12 protein-coding genes and 1 pseudogene are annotated in these 16,980 nt (G+C 73.5%); 10 read left to right on the forward strand and 3 right to left on the reverse strand.

Translation table 11 applies throughout. The features are described from left to right. Both ACH4E8_RS26595 and ACH4E8_RS26600 read left to right on the forward strand, forming a co-directional pair. A pseudogene (locus ACH4E8_RS26595) lies at positions 1 to 228 on the forward strand (ABC transporter); the annotation flags it as partial. After that, positions 225 to 1,016, forward strand: a complete 792-nt coding sequence (locus ACH4E8_RS26600) for an ABC transporter permease (protein WP_398452590.1) — start codon at positions 225 to 227, stop codon at positions 1,014 to 1,016. The pseudogene ACH4E8_RS26595 and the gene ACH4E8_RS26600, both read left to right, overlap by 4 nt. Here ACH4E8_RS26600 and ACH4E8_RS26605 read toward each other — a convergent pair. Further along, positions 937 to 4,080: an ATP-binding protein gene (locus ACH4E8_RS26605; RefSeq protein WP_398452592.1), complete on the reverse strand. Its 3,144-nt coding sequence runs from the start codon at positions 4,078 to 4,080 to the stop codon at positions 937 to 939. The two genes, ACH4E8_RS26600 and ACH4E8_RS26605, sit on opposite strands and share 80 nt — an antisense overlap. A 222-nt stretch (positions 4,081 to 4,302) precedes the next feature. Between ACH4E8_RS26605 and ACH4E8_RS26610 the strand changes: the two genes are divergently transcribed. Further along, the gene (locus ACH4E8_RS26610; protein ID WP_398452594.1) at positions 4,303 to 5,769 is read left to right on the forward strand and encodes a DUF4157 domain-containing protein; all 1,467 of its coding nucleotides are present in this window, start codon (positions 4,303 to 4,305) and stop codon (positions 5,767 to 5,769) included. 71 nt (positions 5,770 to 5,840) lie between these two features. Here the strand turns inward: ACH4E8_RS26610 and ACH4E8_RS26615 are convergent, their stop codons facing one another. Together ACH4E8_RS26615 and ACH4E8_RS26620 are read right to left on the reverse strand one after the other, a co-directional pair. Further along, complete coding sequence (locus ACH4E8_RS26615) at positions 5,841 to 7,496, reverse strand: DUF6297 family protein (RefSeq protein WP_398452597.1); 1,656 nt, start codon at positions 7,494 to 7,496, stop codon at positions 5,841 to 5,843. Further along, on the reverse strand, positions 7,489 to 8,151 hold the full coding sequence (locus tag ACH4E8_RS26620; RefSeq protein ID WP_398452599.1) for an ATP-binding cassette domain-containing protein: 663 nt from the start codon (positions 8,149 to 8,151) through the stop codon (positions 7,489 to 7,491). The genes ACH4E8_RS26615 and ACH4E8_RS26620 overlap by 8 nt, the downstream gene beginning before the upstream one ends. Before the next feature lie 630 nt (positions 8,152 to 8,781). Between ACH4E8_RS26620 and ACH4E8_RS26625 the strand changes: the two genes are divergently transcribed. The 7 genes from ACH4E8_RS26625 (at position 8,782) to ACH4E8_RS26655 (ending at position 16,757) form a co-directional block, all read left to right on the forward strand. After that, positions 8,782 to 9,948, forward strand: coding sequence for a S8 family peptidase (locus tag ACH4E8_RS26625; protein ID WP_398452601.1), 1,167 nt, complete (start codon positions 8,782 to 8,784; stop codon positions 9,946 to 9,948). 224 nt (positions 9,949 to 10,172) lie between these two features. Beyond that, positions 10,173 to 10,688: a lytic polysaccharide monooxygenase auxiliary activity family 9 protein gene (locus ACH4E8_RS26630; RefSeq protein ID WP_361547264.1), complete on the forward strand. Its 516-nt coding sequence runs from the start codon at positions 10,173 to 10,175 to the stop codon at positions 10,686 to 10,688. A gap of 223 nt (positions 10,689 to 10,911) precedes the next feature. Next, complete coding sequence (locus tag ACH4E8_RS26635; protein WP_398452603.1) at positions 10,912 to 11,121, forward strand: ferredoxin; 210 nt, start codon at positions 10,912 to 10,914, stop codon at positions 11,119 to 11,121. Next, positions 11,114 to 12,490: an NAD(P)/FAD-dependent oxidoreductase gene (locus tag ACH4E8_RS26640; RefSeq protein WP_398452604.1), complete on the forward strand. Its 1,377-nt coding sequence runs from the start codon at positions 11,114 to 11,116 to the stop codon at positions 12,488 to 12,490. Before ACH4E8_RS26635 ends, ACH4E8_RS26640 begins: the two co-directional genes overlap by 8 nt. 24 nt (positions 12,491 to 12,514) lie before the next feature. Then, positions 12,515 to 13,774, forward strand: coding sequence for a cytochrome P450 (locus ACH4E8_RS26645; protein WP_398452606.1), 1,260 nt, complete (start codon positions 12,515 to 12,517; stop codon positions 13,772 to 13,774). Positions 13,775 to 13,892: 118 nt separating this feature from the next. Further along, complete coding sequence (locus ACH4E8_RS26650) at positions 13,893 to 15,383, forward strand: SDR family oxidoreductase (RefSeq protein ID WP_398452998.1); 1,491 nt, start codon at positions 13,893 to 13,895, stop codon at positions 15,381 to 15,383. A 144-nt stretch (positions 15,384 to 15,527) separates the two neighbouring features. Beyond that, positions 15,528 to 16,757 (forward strand): S8 family peptidase, encoded by a 1,230-nt coding sequence (locus ACH4E8_RS26655; RefSeq protein WP_398452608.1) that lies wholly within the window; start codon positions 15,528 to 15,530, stop codon positions 16,755 to 16,757. Positions 16,758 to 16,980 lie beyond the last annotated feature (223 nt).

Consider the following 16,980-nt stretch of genomic DNA (forward strand, 5'->3'; position numbering starts at 1 on the left):
ACCGCCTACCAGCGCGCCGCCACCGCACTGACCGACGTCACCCGCGACGACGAAGCCCTCGCCCTCCAGATCCCCAGCGACGGCAGCCAACGCGAACTCCGCGCCATCCTCGACTGGCTCGACTCCACCAACGTCCAAGCCGACGAACTCACCCTCCACACCCCCGACCTCGACGACGTCTTCTTCGCCCTCACCACCAACACCCGGCAGGCGGAGCCCGTCCGATGAGCACCTTCACCCTCGCCGTCCGCGACTCCACCACGATGCTCCGCCGCAACCTGCTGCACGCCTGGCGCTACCCGGCGCTGACCCTGAACGTCGTCCTGATGCCGATCGTCCTGCTGCTGCTCTTCGTCTACGTCTTCGGCGACACGATGAGCGCCGGCATCGCGGGCGGCGGCGCCGACCGCTCCGACTACCTCGGCTACCTCGTCCCCGGCATCCTCGTGATGACGCTGGGCACCACCCTGGTCGGGACCTCGGTGTCCATCGCCGACGACATGACCGAAGGGATCGTCGCCCGCTTCCGCACCATGGCCATCCACCGCGGCTCCGTGCTCATCGGACACGTCATCGGCAGCGTGGTGAAGGCGCTGACGAGCGTGACCGTCGTCGGTGTGCTCGCCGTCGCCATCGGCTTCCGCTCCACCGACGCCACCGCCCTGGAGTGGCTGGCGGCCTACGGGCTGCTCGCGCTGGTCGCCCTGGCGCTGACGTGGCTGGCGATCGCGGTGGGCATGGTCAGCCGCAACGGAGAAGCGGCCGGCAACAACGCCGTACCGCTGGTCATCCTGCCGTTCGTCTCCAGCGCCTTCGTCCCCGTGGCCGCGATGCCGGGCTGGTTCCAGCCGATCGCCGAACACCAGCCCTTCACCCCGGCCATCGAGACCCTGCGCGGACTGCTGCTCGGCACCGGGGTCGGCCCCAACGGGTGGCTCACGGTCGCCTGGTGCCTGGCCCTGACCGCACTCGGCTCGTACTGGTCGAAGCGGTTGTACGACCGGGACCCGCGATGAGCGCCCGGGCCGCCCCCCGCAACTCCTGACGTCCCAGGGCGGCGTACGTCGACACCGCGTCGGCGTACGCCGCCCCGTCGGCTCCTTCGGCCGCCCGCCGCGCATGGGCCGTGGACATCGTCGGCTGGAACTCCCGCAGCACCCGCAGCCGTTCGGCCAGCGCGAGCGCCCGAACGCCACCGGTGTCACCGGCCGCGAGCCGGGCCGCCCCGAGCGCGTGCAGCACCGTACCGATCACCGGGAGCTGCCCGGGCGGGCCCGACGGGCCGGACAGCAGCGCGTCGAGCCGCGAACGCAGCCCGTCCACGAGATGCCCGACGGGGTCGAGCCGCCCGGCGTACGCGTGCGCCGTCACCGCCACCGACTGGACCTGGAGCGCCCACGGGTCGAGCCGGACCTGGCCGGAGGCGGCCGCGGCGACCTGTTCCACCGCGCTGCGCCACAGTGCGAGCCCCTCCGCCGTCCGCCCGCGGGCGAGCGCCAGTTCGGCACGCCCGCCGAGGTCGGGGGAGCCGGCGCCCTCCGCCAGCAACAGCCACTGCTCGGCCTCGTCCCACGCGCCGCGCTGGAGGCAGGCGAGCGCGAGGCCCCTGCGGATGCCGATCGCGTCGTGCTCGTCACCGAGCTGCGGCAGCGCCTCAAGCGCCGCCTTGAGGTGCCCGTACGCGGCCTCGCCCCGCTCCGCGTGCAGACACATGTCGCCCAGCCTGGCGTACGTCATGACCTGCACGGACGGCTGTGGTACCGACGCCAGGACGAAGGCCGCCCGGTGCGCCGACGCAAGCGCCCGCTCGATGTCGTGCGCGCCCTCCCACACGTGGCCGGCGACGTACTCGGCGATGCCGGCCACGAGCGGCTGCTCGCTGGCGCAGAGCCCGCGCAGCACGCCGTAGTCGGGCGGCACCATCTCGGGGACGGCGCCGAGCACCACGGCGGCGGCGCGCAGCAGCGTGTCCGGGGGTGCCGGGGGCAGCCGGCGCAGGGTGACGAGTTGGCGTACGGCTCCGGCGTGCGGCCGGTAGCCCATGAGCAGGCTCGCTGCACACAGCACCGCGGCGGTGCGGACGACGTCGACGTGCTCGGGCGCGGGGCGGAAGTGCGACAGCGACCGTCCGGTGTCGGCGGCGAGGGCGGCGAGCCGGGGGTGGTTGGAGTCGGTGGTCCACAGCGCGGCGAGGACCGCGGTCACGGCGGCCGTGGTCGGCCCGTCCGCGCGGGCCAGGGCGTGCCGGAGGGCCAGTACGAGGTTGTCCTTCTCGGCCCCGATCCGCGCCCAGGCGGCCGACGGTTCCGGGCCGAAGAGCACGTCGTGGTGCGCGCCGCCGAAGTCCCGGGCCCAGGCCAGGAGCCGGCGCACGGCCACTTCGTCCTCGCCGGCCTCCGTGCGGCGGGCCGCGCTGAACTCGCGGACGGTCTCCAGCATCCGAAACCGTACGCCGCCCGGGCCGTCGACGACGGTGAGCAGGGACTGCCCGGCCAACTGGTCCAGCAGGGACAGCGCGTCTTCGCCGAGCACGTGCTCCGCCGCCTCGGCGCAGAAGCCGCCCGGGAAGACGGAGAGCGTGCGCAGCGCCGTTCGGGCGTCCGGCGCGAGCAGGTTCCAGCTCCACTCCACCACCGCGTGCAGGGTGCGGTGGCGCGCCGGCGCGTCCCGCGCCCCGCCGCGCAGCAGGGCGAACCGGTCACCGATGCGCCGGGCGATCTCCGGCACCGACAGCACCCGCACCCGGGCCGCCGCCAACTCCACCGCGAGCGGCAGCCCGTCGAGGTGACGGCACAGGTCGGCCACGGCGTCCGGCGGAAGCGCCACACCCGGCCGCGCGGCCCGTGCGCGCTGGCCGAAGAGCACCTGCGCGGTGTCGGGGGCGAGCGCCGGCAGCGCGTACACCGCCTCCGACGTCAGGCCCAACGGTGCACGGCTGGTGGTCAGCACCCGCAGGTCCTCGACGGCCCCGAGCAGGGTCCGTACGAGTTCGGCGGCGCCCCGGACCACGTGCTCGCAGTTGTCCAGCACCAGCAGCACGGAACCCGGGCCCAGCGCGCGCAGGATGCCGGGCAGCCGGTCGGTCGCGCCGTGCCGGCCCTCGCCCGCTCCGAGCACGGCGGCCACCTCCGCGGCCACGTCCTCGTCCGCACCGACGCCCGCGAGCGGTACGCAACACACCAGGCGCTGCCCGGCGCGGCGGCTGACGGCGTGGGCGAGTCGCGTCTTGCCGAGCCCGCCGGGGCCGAGGACGGTGACGGCGCGGGAGGCGCCCAACAGCCGTTCCACCGCCGCGACGTCCGCGTCCCGCCCCAGCAGCGGGTTCGGTTCGTGCGGTACGCCGTACCTGGCCGCCGGCGCCGTGCCGCGCAGCAACTCCCGGTGAACGGCTCCGAGCGCCGCGCCGGGATCCGTGCCGAGGTCTTCGCGCAGCCCGCGCCGGTACGCCTCGAACCGCGTCAGGGCGGCGGACGGGCCCGCCGTCGCCGCCTCGCAGCGCAGGAGCTCGGCGAGCACTTCCTCGTCGTGCGGACGTTCCGCAGCGGCCAGCGCCAGCGGCCCCGCGGCCTGCGCGCGACGCCCCAGCCGGGCGAGCGCCAGCGCCCGGGCCCGGGCCAGTTCGCGGCGGACGGGCGCGCGTTCGGCGCGCAGCTCCGCCACGGGGCCGCCGAGGGCGCCGGGTTCGTCGGGGATGTCGTCCCACAGCGCGAGCCCCGCCTCGGCCGCGGCCAGCGCTGCCGCGTGGTCCCCGGCCCGGGCCCGGTCGCCGCTGGCGGCCGCGTGCAGCAGCAGCGCAGAGCTGTCGATCCGGTCCTCGGCGAGCGCGAGCCGATAACCGGCGGGGGTGGTCACGAGGACGTCGGGGCCGAGTTGCCTCCGCACCCGGGCCACGAGGACCTGCAACGCCTTCGTCGGGCGCTCGGGCAGCACGTCCGGCCACAGCCCGGCCACGAGCCGGTCGACGCTGCACCCCCGGCGCACGTCGCCGGCGAGCAGTGCCAGGAGCCCACGGAGCAGGGGAGCGGTGACCTCCCGCCCGCGGTAGGCGACGCGCGACAGCAGGGTGAGATCGGTGGTCACCCGATCAGACTAGGTCGGGTCCGGAAAGCTCCGCCCGGCCCATGGGCGGGAGGGGACTGACACGGGGAAGCCGGTTGGCGGCGACGCACGCCGCGCCCTTGCCCGTACGGGCAGTCAATTCGGTCCGCCCGGTCCGCCGGTGGTGCGCGTGCACACCTGGCGCCGACGGTTTCCCACCGGGTATCCACGAAGGGCGACGACCATCAACAGAGCGAGGCTTCCTTGCACGACCACAAGAGCGCCCGGGACAAGAGGGCCGGCGCCGGCCGCACCCCGCCCCGTGCGTCATCCCCCGCGCCGCCGCACGCTCTGCTGAAGCTCCAGGGCGCGGCCGGCAACGCCGCCGTCGTCCAGATGCTGCGCGCCGCCGGGCACTCGTGGGTCCAGGAGAAGCACGAGCACTCCGCGGGCTGCGGCCACCAGGAGAGCGGAGGAGGCGCCGCCGCGGTGCAGCGCTCCGCCGTCCACGACGTGCTGCGCACCCCCGGGCGTCCCCTGGACGCGACCACCCGCACCGACATGGAGGCGCGGCTCGGCGCGGACTTCTCCGACGTCCGCATCCACAGCGACGGTGCCGCCAGGGCCTCCGCGGCGGAGATCGGCGCCCGTGCCTACACCAGCGGCAACCACGTCGTCATCGGCGACGGGGGAGGCGACCGGCACACCCTCGCCCACGAGTTGACCCACGTCATCCAGCAGCGTCAGGGCCCCGTCGCGGGCGCGGACAACGGCTCGGGGCTGAAGGTCTCCGACCCCGCCGACCGCTTCGAACGCGAAGCCGAGGCCAATGCGCACCGCGCCCTCAGCGGCCAGCCGCCCGCCGTGGAGGCCGGCGCGGGCCCCGCACCCAAGTCCGCGCCGGCCGCCGTGCAGCGCCTTTCCAAGGTCCAGGGAAGCGTGCTGGTCAAGTCGGGCAGGGCCGGATGGGTCAATGGCGTCGACAAGTACATGACGTTGGTGACGGGCAACGCACGCTGTCACACCATCTCCTACGAGGAGATCTGCAACAGCGTCATCGGGCCGGTCAACCGGTACCTCCAGACCGGCCGGACCGACCAAGGCGGCTTCCTCTACGGGCTCGTCGATGCCGTCTTCCCCCACGGAGCCACGGCGGACAGCCACGCGGGCACGCCCAACGCCACGGCGCTCAACAACGTGGCCAGCATCAGCCATGGGCAGGCGGTCGCGCAGGTGAGGGCCATCGACAGCCTGATCAGCACGGCCGGGAACACCGCGGCGAGCCTGCAGACGCCCGTCGACGACTTGATCACCGCCCTGAACAGTTCCCCCGACAACCTTCGGGAGGGCAACGGCTCCACCAACAGCTCCATCGGCTCGGCCCTGGACGTGACCCAGAACGGCACCGTCGTTCTGGACAAGGGCACGAAGATCATCGATCAGCCCGTGGACCGCGGACCGCGGGGCGGTCTGACCTACACGACCCAGCCTCTGCAACAGCCGATGCTGGTCCTGCGTGCGATCAAGCTCCACAACGATCAGGTGTGGACCCTGCTGACCCGGACCGAGAGCACGGACGGGGTGGTCAAGATCTTCAGCGGTGGGCGGATCCTGCAGAGTTCGAACAACGTCGGCCAGACCAGCGGCAAGATGAGCACCAACCAGCCCACGGCCCTGGCCATTCAGAATCCCAGCGGTGCCAAGGAGTACTTGCTGTTCACCACCCACTGATCCATGAGGTGACGAGGGCGTGGTGGCCCACTGCGAGACGGCGGGGCCCCCCGCCTGCGGGCGCCCGCGACTCAGCGGCCGCTGATGGTCCGGCGCGCCGTCTTCCCGAGCCACCACGCCATCCCGGCGCCGACGGCCAGCGGCCACAGGATCGCCACCACGCCCAACTCGGCGCCGCGCAGCGGGCCGTCCACGACGGCCAGGCACCCGAGGGCCACCAGCGGGCCGCGCGCCTGCCACACGAGCGCCCCGAGCGGGCCCGTGTCGCCGAGCGGCGTCATCGAACCGATCATCAAGTGGACGGGCACGGGGCCGCGGTACGCGCTGATCAGCGCGGCACCGACCAGCGCCGGCACCAGCGCCGGCAACACCAGCAGCCGCTCCGACCAGACGCCGGCGCCCGCGGCTGCCCCTGCGCCCGCGGCGAACAGGACGAGCAGCGCCACCGACGGCACCAGAGCGTGCCAAAGCGCCAGCACCCGGGCGGGCCACGGCAGGTGCACCGAGCGCCGGATGTCGTCCGTCTCCAGCCGGGCCGGCTCCACCAGTTGCGCCGCGGCCAGGTAGCCGGCCGGCAGCGCCATCAGCAGCACCGGAGCGGGGGCGTCGGCCGGGCAGAGCAGGGCGACGGTCGCCGCTGCCCAGACCACCGCCCACACCACCCGCCCCGGCGCCCGCAGCAGCGCGGTCGCGTCCCGCCAGGGCACGAGGAGCCAACCGCGGCGGGGGAGGGGCAGCCGCAGGGAGATCGCGGCCCGGGGGCGCGTGGCGCGTACGGCCGCCCGCGCCTGCCGCAGGTCCAGGGAGTACAGGGACGCCTGGACGCGCAGCGCGGTGCCGGCCTGCTTGCGCAGCACCCGGGTGGGGATGCGGGGCGCCGCGGCGGCGCCGACCCGGCCGGCCGCGACCAGAGCCAGTGTCGACAAGGCGACCCCCGCCCAGCCGACCACCGGCGGCGGGCCGCCGTCCACCAGGGCCGTCAGCGGCAGCGCGGCCCAGCCCCACGGGCCCGACCAGGGCACGACGTGCTCCGCGGCCCACTCTCCGTGCACCAGCGAGACGCCGGCGAGGAGCCACAGGACGGCCACGACCGCCCACGCCGTGAGCCGGATCCACGACCGGCGCGCCAACTGCGGCTTCTCGCAGTGGCGCTGGACGGCGGTGGCGAGGGACGTTCCGACGAAGCCGACCGTGGCACCCGCCACCGCGCCCGCGCCGGTCGCCACCCACCAGGAGCCCGCGCCGATGGCGTGCAGCAGGAATCCGCCGACGGCGCCGACACCGGTCGCGATCGCGGTGCTGGTGACCGCGGCGACGACGAAGCGGGGCAGCAGCAGGGCGCGGCGCAGCACGGGCTGCGGCAGCAGCCACGACAGGGCCGCCCGCTCCAGCAGCACCGGCCCCTGCCACAGCGCCCGCCCGGCCATCAGCAGCGTCACGGTGGCCAGCACGGCCGGCAGCGCCGTCGGCAGCGCGGACAGCACCCGCTCGGCCGCAGCGCCCCGCAGCCGGCCGTCCGAGCCGGCGTCCGCTGCGGCGAACAGCAGCGGCAGCCCCCAGATCACGAACAGCAGCGCCGTGCAGTACAGGGTGTACGCGATGCTCTTGCGGCGCTCCTCGCGGCGCAGCGAGCGGACCATGCGCAGCCGTGCCAGCACCGCGCCGGTGACGCGGGCGGCTTCGGCCTCGTCCAGCGTCGGCCCGGGACGCGTCTCCAGCTCAGTCACCGGACCCGCCCGCGACCAGCAGGCCCTCGCCGGAGACGGTGTACTCGGCGTCGGCCACGGCTTTCGCCAACTCGCGGTTGTGGGTGGCGAGGAGCACGCCGGTGCCCTGCTCCTTCAGGGACTGCAACCGCTCGGCGAGCCGGCGGCGGGCGTCCGAGTCGAGCCGTTGTTCCGGCTCGTCGAGCAGGAGGAGTTCGGCGGGGCGGATGAAGGCTTGGGCCAGCGCCAGGAGCTGGGTCTGGCCGGATGACAGTTGGTGCGGCAGCGCGTCGGCACGGGCGGTGAGATGGTGCTCGGCCAACATGTCGTCCACCGCTTCGTCCGCGTCGTCGGCCAGTCCGTGCGCGAGGGCGACGAGCATCAGGTGTTCGCGGACGCTGAGGTCGGGATAGCCGGTGCCGGTGTCCATGACGGCCGCGACGGTGGCGCGCACGGCCCAGTCGTCCTCGTCGACGGCGGTGCCGCGGAGCGTGACGCTGCCCGACTCCGGCACCTCCCGTCCGGCGGCGAGCCGTAGCAGGGTGGACTTCCCCGAGCCGTTCTCGCCCAGGAGGACGACGCACTCGCCGGCTTCGACGCCGAGGCTGACCCCGTTGAGGACCGACTGGCCGTCGTATCCGTGCTGCACGTCGGTGAGCTGCAACAGGACGCTCATGACGCGGCACCGGGGAGCTGCACTTCGTGAGTGTCCGCGGGCAGATCGTCGTACGCATTCCCCATGGGGAACGAGCCTAGAGGATCCCCCTGTCGTGCGGATCAAGGGAGACGGGGGGATCTGGAGAGAAACCAACGGCGGACGACGGGGCGTCGGCGGCGCGGTGACGTGCGATCGCGACGGCCGTGTGCCGTTGGTCGGGTGCCTTTCACCGGACCGGTGGGCTCGACGATGGGCTGGGCACAAAGACAGCAGTATCGCTGTTCGGTCATGCCCATTTCAACCATGGTCAACGGTGTGTTGACGGGGTATGTTGTCGATCGCACTGCGGACACGGAGGTCCGATAAGCGGCGACCCCGCTCCCGAACCGCCGTGTCGGAGCGCGACTCTGACAAGCCGTCACGAGGGACGGATGGTCAGGTCCGACGGTCCTCGTCGCCGTCCTCCGTCGCCGTTCCGCCGTCGTGCCGCGCACCATCACCGCCGCCGTAGCGGCGAGCTGTCCCACCTTCCCGCGCCCGAGTCCGGCTCGTCCGAGGTCCCCCAAGTCCTCTGCGACCCGGGTGCGTTCCCCCACTCCCCGGCCCACGGCACCCGTGCGGCCGGACGACGAAAGGTGTCAGCCCTCCATGCGCAGAACCCACCTCGGCGGCGTCGCCGCCGGAGCCCTCGGCCTCGCCCTGCCGCTCGCCCTGATCCCCTCCACCGGCTCGGCCGCCCCTGCGCCGACCCCGCTGGTCGCGGTCGCCGAAGCCCCGGCCGCGAGCGAGATCAAGGGGAAGTACATCGTCACCGTGAAGGCGGGCGCCGACGCGGCGGCCGTCGCGAAGGCGCGGTCGATCGCCCCCGACTACGTGTACGACGAGGTCATCAACGGCTTCGCCGCCTCCCTCACCCCGAAGCAGCTCACGGCGCTGCGCGGGGACGCGCGGATCGCGTCCATCGAGGAGGACCAGCAGACCGCGTCGGCGGCGACGCAGAGCAACGCGCCCTGGGGCCTGGACCGCATAGACCAGCGCACCGGGCGCAACACCACGTACACCTACAACGGCACCGGTGCCGGCGTCACGGCGTACATCATCGACTCCGGCATCTACACCGCCCACCCCGACTTCGGCGGCCGGGCGCGCAACGTCTTCGACGCCTTCGGCGGCAACGGCCAGGACTGCAACGGCCACGGCACGCACGTCGCCGGCACCGTCGGCGGCTCGACCTACGGCGTCGCCAAGGGCGTGCAGCTGCGCGGCGTGAAGGTGCTCAACTGTCAGGGCTCCGGCTCCTTCTCCGCCATCATCGCCGGCTTCGACTGGGTCCGGCAGAACGCGGCGAAGCCCGCGGTCGCCAACGCCTCCCTGGGCGGCGGCTACTCGGCCGCGCTCAACAACGCCGCCACCGCGCTGGCGAACTCCGGCGTCCACACCACGGTCGCGGCGGGCAACAACAACCAGGACGCCTGCAACTTCTCCCCGGCCAGCGCGCCGAACGCGCTCTCGATCGCCGCGTCGGACTCCGGCGACAACAAGGCGGGCTTCAGCAACTACGGCCGGTGCACCGACCTGTACGGGCCGGGCGTGAACGTCACCTCCACCCGGATGGGCGGCGGCACCACCAGCATGAGCGGCACGTCGATGGCCGCGCCGCACGTCGCGGGTGTGGCGGCGCTCTACAAGGCGGCCAACGGCGAGACCGCCAGCACCACGCTGAACAACTGGCTCATCAACAACAGCACGGCCAACGTGATCCGGGGCAACGTCACCGGCACCCCGAACCGTCTGCTGTTCAAGTCGACCCTGTGACCGCCTGAGGCGTGATCCATCGGCCCGATCGCTGAATCCGATCGGGCCGATGCACGTTCAACCTATTGACTGTTCACCATCAATAGGGGGTATGGTCCAGACCAAATGGGCTCGACGACGGCCCTTCCGGGGATCCCCCGGCGGCTGGTGCCCCACGCCCGCCGCCGTACCGGCCGACCGCCGTCGCGCCCTGCACGCTCCTCCCCACACTTCTAGGAGCTGACATGCAGCGAAGCAAGAAGTTGGCCGTCGCCATCGGTGCGGGTGTCGCCCCGCTCCTGGCGGTCATGCTGCCGGCCAACACGGCAAGCGCGCACGGGTACATCTCCTCGCCACCGAGCCGCCAGGCGCAGTGCGCAGCCCGCACGGTCCCCTGCGGGGACATCAAGTACGAGCCGCAGAGCGTGGAGGGTCCCAAGGGACTCCGGAGCTGTAGCGGCGGAAACGGCCGCTTCAGCGAACTCGACGACGACGGCAGGGGCTGGAAGGTCACCGACGTCGGCCGGTCGACCACCTTCAACTGGCGCCTCACCGCGCAGCACGCCACCAGCACGTGGCAGTACTACGTCGGCGGGCAGAAGGTCGCCGAGTTCAACGACGGCGGAGCCCGGCCGGGCGCCACCGTCTCCCACTCGGTGAACTTCGGCGGCGCGAGCGGAAAGCAGAAGGTCCTCGCGGTGTGGAACATCGCCGACACGCCGATGGCCTTCTACGCCTGCATCGACGTCAACATCCGCTGACCGACTGACCGACTGACCGACTGACCGACTGACCGAATCGGTCGCCGGCCGGTCGCGGTCGAGCAACGGCAACGGACCGCCCCGGGCCCTTCGCCCGGGGCGGTCGCGCGTACGGCCATCGGAAGTGCTCTGCGTTCGACCTCGGCCGCGCCGAGCGGGCGGAACGGGGAGGAAACGTATCCTCTAGCCCGTTCACCGCCGAGCGGAGGAGCAGCAGCACGTGATGCGGATCGTCGTCGACCTCAACCGGTGCCAGGGCTACGCCCAGTGCGTGTTCCTCGCCCCGCGGGTGTTCGAACTGCGCGGCGACGAAGCCCTGGGGTACGCCTGCGCACCCGCTCCCGAGGAGTACGAACGGGTCCGCAGCGCCGTCGCGGCCTGCCCGGTGGGCGCCGTGTCCTTCGGCGAGCGCGCCGGAGCCGACGGTGCCTGAGGCCGCACCGACCGGCGACGCGGACGGCCGGATCGTCGTCGTCGGCGCGTCACTGGCCGGCCTGCGGGCGGCCGAGGCGCTGCGCGACGCAGGGTTCGCCGGGTCGCTCACCCTGATCGGGGACGAGCACCGGGCCCCGTACGACCGACCGCCGCTGACCAAGCAGGTGCTGTTGGGCCGGGTCCGGGCCGCGGACACCGGGCTGCCGCGCCGACGCCCCGTCGACGCCCGCTTCCACCTCGGCGTCCCCGCGGCCGGCCTCGACGTGGCCGCGAAGAAGGTGCTGCTCGCCGACGGCGAGAAGGTCCCGTACGACCGGGTCCTCATCGCCACCGGAACGCGCGCCCGGCCCTGGCCCGACGCGGTCGAGGCCCGGCTCGACGGGGTGCTGACGGTCCGTACGGACGCGGACGCAGCAGCCCTCGCCGAACGCCTGGACGCCGGGCCGCGCCGGGTGCTGGTGATCGGAGCGGGTTTCACCGGCTCCGAAGTCGCCTCCGCGTGCCGGGCGCGCGGCATCGAGACCACCGTCGCCGAACGCGGCCCGGCGCCCCTGGTCGGCGCCCTCGGCGGCCGGCTCGGCTGCTTCGCCGCCGACGTGCAGCGGGCCCACGGCGTCGACCTGCGCTGTGGAGTGACGGTCACCCGGCTCGTCGGCCGCCGGGGCCGGCTGACCGGCGCGCAGTTCTCGGACGGGCGGAGCATCGAGGCGGACGTCGCCGTGGTCTGCCTCGGCGCCGTGCGCAACGTGGAGTGGCTGGACGGATCGGGGCTCGCCGCCGGCGTGCGCGGGCTGGCCTGCGACGCCGGCTGCCGGGCCTTCGACATGTACGGCATCGTCACGGACGACGTCTTCGTCGCCGGCGACGTGGCACGCTTCCCGCACCCGCTGTTCGAGTACCAGATGCTCTCCCTGGAGCACTGGGGCAACGCCGTGGCCCAGGCCGAGGTCGCCGCGCACAACATGGTCAGCCCGCCCTCGGACCGCCGCCCCCATCTGACCGTGCCCGCGTTCTGGTCCAGCCAGTTCGGGCTCAACATCAAGTCCGTCGGGGTGCCGACCTTCTCCGACCGGGTCGTCTTCGCCCAGGGATCGCCCGACGAGGGACGGTTCGTGGCGGCGTACGGCTACCGCGGTCGCATCACCGCCGCCGTCAGCGTCAACCGCGCCAAGTGGCTCGACCACTACCTCGCCCTGATCGAGGCCGGCGCGCCCTTCCCGCCGCACGGCGCGGCCGACCAGGACCCGGCGGCGGCGCCCCTGCCCTCCGAGGTCCCGGACCCCGCACTGCTCTCCCACGGCCCCACCGTCGCCCTCACCGGCCACACCCCCGACCGGCGGCTGACGCTGCTGAGCGGCGAGACCTGAACAAGGCACCCCAGGAGTTCCCCGATGCCCGCCCCCTCTCCCGCCGACTCCTCCGACGTCCCCTCCCAGCCGTCCGCGGCCACGCTCTTCGAACGGATCACCAACTACGCCAACCGCGCCGACCCCTACCCCCTCTACGCGGAACTGCGCGAACACAAGGTCGCCGAGCAGCAGGACGGCAGCTACCTCGTCGGCACCTACCACGAGATCAGCGCCCTGCTGCACGACCCCCGCATCAGCTCGGACGCGCGCAACCGCACCGACCCCGATCCGCTCGTCGTCGGCCCCGACGCCCGCACGCCCGCCTTCATCAGCCTCGACGACCCCGAGCACGAACGGCTCCGCGGCATCGCGATGCGCCCCTTCGGCCCGCCGCACACCCCCGGGCGCATCGACGCCCTGCGCACGTCGATCACCGACATCGCCCGGGACCTGATCGCCGGCTTCGGCACCCGGGACCGCATCGACCTCGTCGACGACTTCGCCCACCCGCTCCCCGTGACCGTCATCTGCCGACTGCTCGGCGTACCGCACGAGGACGTGCCGCAGATCCGCGAGTGGACCGACACCATGATCGCCGCGACGGATCCCACGCCCGGCCAGGACCTGGCCGAACAGCGCCGCGCCGCCGTGGCCGCCAGGGACGCGATGGCCGGGTACCTCGGAGCCCTCGCCGACCGCCGCCGCGGCCACCCCACCGACGACCTGCTCTCGGCCCTCGTCAACGACCACGGCCCCGACGGCGGGCTGACGCAGAAGGAGCTGATGAGCACCGCCGTGCTGCTGCTCATCGCCGGGCACGAGACCACCGTCAACCTGATCGCCAACGGCATGCTGACCCTGCTGCGCCACCCCGACGCCCTGCGGCGACTGCGCGCCGAGCCCGAACTCGTACCCTCCGCCGTGGAGGAACTGCTGCGGTACGAGCCCCCCGTCCACCTGCTGCCCCAGCGCACGCCGCTGGTGGACGTCGATGTCGCCGGCGTCACCGTGCCGCGCGGCGTGCCCCTCATCCTCGCGCTCGCCGCCGGCAACCGCGATCCCCTGCGCTTCACCGACCCGGACAGGTTCGACCCGACGCGCGCCGACAACCAGCACCTCGGCTTCGGCAGCGGGATCCACTCCTGCTACGGCGCGCCGCTCGCCCGCGTCGAAACGCAGATCGCCCTCACCGAACTCCTGCGGCACCTCGTCGAGCCGAGCCTGGTGGCGGACCCGCCGCCCTACCGCCGCAGTCCCCTGTTGCGCGGCCCCCGACACCTCGTCGTCGCGCGGCGTACGTGACCCTGGGGACGGACCACCCGCACGCCACGGACCCCTGGAGCCAAGCGCGATGAGCACCGACCCCGCCGAGTCCGCCAACCCGTCCGCCGCGTCCGCCGAGTCGGGGGACGCCCGGCCCATGCGCTGTCTGGTCACCGGCGCCACCGGATACATCGGCGGACGCCTCGTCCCCGAACTGCTGGCCGCCGGGCACCAAGTGCGCTGCCTCGCCCGTACGCCGGCGAAACTGCGCGACCACACCTGGGCGGGGAGCGTGGAGGTGGTCCGCGGCGACGTGACCGACCCGGCGTCGGTCGCCGAGGCGATGCGGGACGTCGACGTCGCGTACTACCTGGTGCACGCCCTCGGCACCGGGAAGGACTTCGAGGCGACCGACCGGCGCGCCGCGCGCGTGTTCGGGGAACGGGCCCGGGCCGCGGGCGTCCGCCGCATCGTCTACCTCGGCGGACTCACCCCGCGCGGCGTCCCCGAGCACACCCTCTCGCCCCATCTGCGCTCCCGCGCCGAAGTCGGCCGCATCCTGCTGGACTCGGGCGTCCCCACCACCGTGCTGCGGGCCGCCGTCATCATCGGCTCCGGCTCAGCGTCCTTCGAGATGCTGCGCTACCTCACGGAGCGACTGCCGGTCATGGTCACCCCGCGCTGGGTGCGCAACCGCATCCAGCCCGTCGCCGTACGGGACGTGCTGCGGATCCTCGTCGGCAGCGCCCGCATGCCCGAAGACGTCAGCCGCGCCTTCGATGTCGGCGGCCCGGAGGTGCTGACCTACCGCGAGATGATGCTGCGCTACGCGGCCGTGGCGGGCCTGCCGCGCCGGCTCGTGCTGCCGGTGCCGGTGCTCACCCCGAGGCTGTCCAGCCTCTGGGTCTCGCTGGTGACCCCGGTGCCCGCCTCCATCGCCCGCCCGCTCACCGAGTCGCTGCGCCACGAAGTGGTCTGCCACGAGCGCGACATCACCCGCTACGTGCCCGAGCCGCCGGGCCACCCCCTCGACTTCGACACCGCGGTGTCACTGGCCCTGCGGCGGGTGCGCGAGGCCCAGGTGACCACCCGCTGGTCGTCCGCGGCCGTGCCCGGCGCCCCCAGCGACCCGCTGCCCACCGACCCCGACTGGGCCGGCGGCAGCCTCTACACCGACCGGCGCGAGATCGCCGTGGACGTCCCCCGCGAGGCGCTGTGGCGGGTCATCGAGGGGATCGGCGGCGAGAACGGCTGGTACTCCTTCCCCCTCGCCTGGGCGGTCCGCGGTTGGCTGGACCGACTGGTGGGCGGGGTGGGGCTGCGCCGCGGCCGGCGCGACGCCGCCCGGCTCAGGACCGGCGACTCGCTCGACTTCTGGCGGGTGGAGGAGATCCAGCCCGGGCGGCTGCTGCGGCTGCGCGCCGAGATGCGGCTGCCCGGACTCGCCTGGCTGGAGATGAGCTGCGAACCAGGCGCCGACGGCCGGACGCGCTACTGCCAGCGCGCCTTCTTCGTCCCGCACGGACTCCTCGGGCACGCGTACTGGTGGAGCGTCGCGCCCTTCCACTCCGTGGTGTTCGGCGGGATGGCCCGCAACATCACCCGTACCGCCGCCGCACACGCCAGCCGCGCAGAAGCCACCCGCTGAGCCGCCGAGGTCCGTGCGGCGTACGCCCACGACCGTGCCCGATGGCTCCGAACGGGTACACGTATCAGCATACAATAACGCAACGTAGTGAATCCCTACGGACGGTCATGGACTCGTCGATCCCCGTTTGCTTGGGTCGCAGCCATGTCCACGCATACGAGGCTTCGTGCCTGTGCCGTGGCAGCGGTCGCCCTCGTCACCGCCGCCACACCCCTGATCGCCACCGGCTCCGCGTCCGCCGCCCCCGAGCCGGGGCCGTCCGTCAGCACGGGAGCCACCCGTGCCGAGCCCGCGCCGCTGCGCCGGGCCGCAGCTCCGATCCCGGGGCAGTACATCGTCACCCTGAAGAAGGGGGCGAGCCCGGAGTCCGCAGTCAAGGAAGCGGCCCCCTCGGTGGAGCCGATCTTCACCTACTCCGCGGCGCTGAACGGCTTCGCCGCCAAGCTCACGCCCGCCGAACTGGCCGCCGTGCGCGCACTGCCGAGCGTCGAAGCGGTCGAGGAGGACGGCACCGCCGCCGGAGGCCCCGTCGAGGCGCCGGAACCCCAGTACCACGCGTACAGCTGGGGCCTGGACCGCATCGACCAGCCGTACCTGCCGTTGAACCAGGAGTTCGACGTCAACGGCAGCGGCGTCGGCGCCACCGCGTACATCATCGACTCCGGCATCGACTACGGTCACCCCGAGTTCGGCGGGCGGGCCGTCTTCGGCTTCGACGCCATCGGCGACGGCCAGGCCGGCGCCGACTGCGCCGGGCACGGCACCCACGTCGCCGGCACCGTCGGCGGCGCCACCTACGGCGTCGCCCGCCAGGCGCGCCTGGTCAGCGTGCGCGTGCTGGGCTGCAACAACCGCGGCGCGTGGTCCGGCATCATCGCAGGCTTCGACTGGGTGGCGCGCAACGCCCGCCAGCCCGCCGTCGTGAACGCCTCCCTCGGCGGCGGCCGCAACCAGGCCGTCAACGACGCCGCTGCCAACGTCGCCAACCAGGGCGTCCTACCGGTCGTGGCCGCCGGCAACGACGGCAAGGACGCCTGCGACTACTCGCCGGCCAGCGCCTCGGGCGTGCTCACCGTCGGCGCGACCGACCACAACGACGTCGAGACCGACTTCAGCAACTTCGGCTCCTGCCTGGACGTGTACGCCCCCGGCAAGGCCATCTTCTCGGCGAAGCTCGGCGGCGGCAGCATCGCGCTCGACGGCACCTCGATGGCCAGCCCGCACGTCGCCGGCGTCGCGCTGCTGTACAAGGCCGCCAACCCCGCGGCCAACCCGGCGCGGGTCTCCCAGTGGCTCCTGGAGCAGTCCACCAAGGACATCCTCACGGTGAGCAAGACCTCACCCGACCGACTCCTCTACGCGGGCGGGATCTGACCGCCACCGCCTTTGGCGGGCTTTGCGCCCCGGCCGCCGTACCCACGGCGCCCGGGGCGCCCCCTTTTGGCTGGATTCAGCCGCCTGTGACCTGACGGTCATGCAACCTCCCCACTTCCTGCACGTGGTTGTATGAGCAGCTCTGCACCTCGTAGCAGAATGGGCGCGTCGACGGGCCCGACAGGTCGAGGCCCCGACCCCGGCTGGTTCGCGTCGCTGCGCG

The organism is Streptomyces sp. NPDC017979 (assembly GCF_044328175.1).
In the GTDB taxonomy this organism is placed as follows: Bacteria; Actinomycetota; Actinomycetes; order Streptomycetales; family Streptomycetaceae; genus Streptomyces.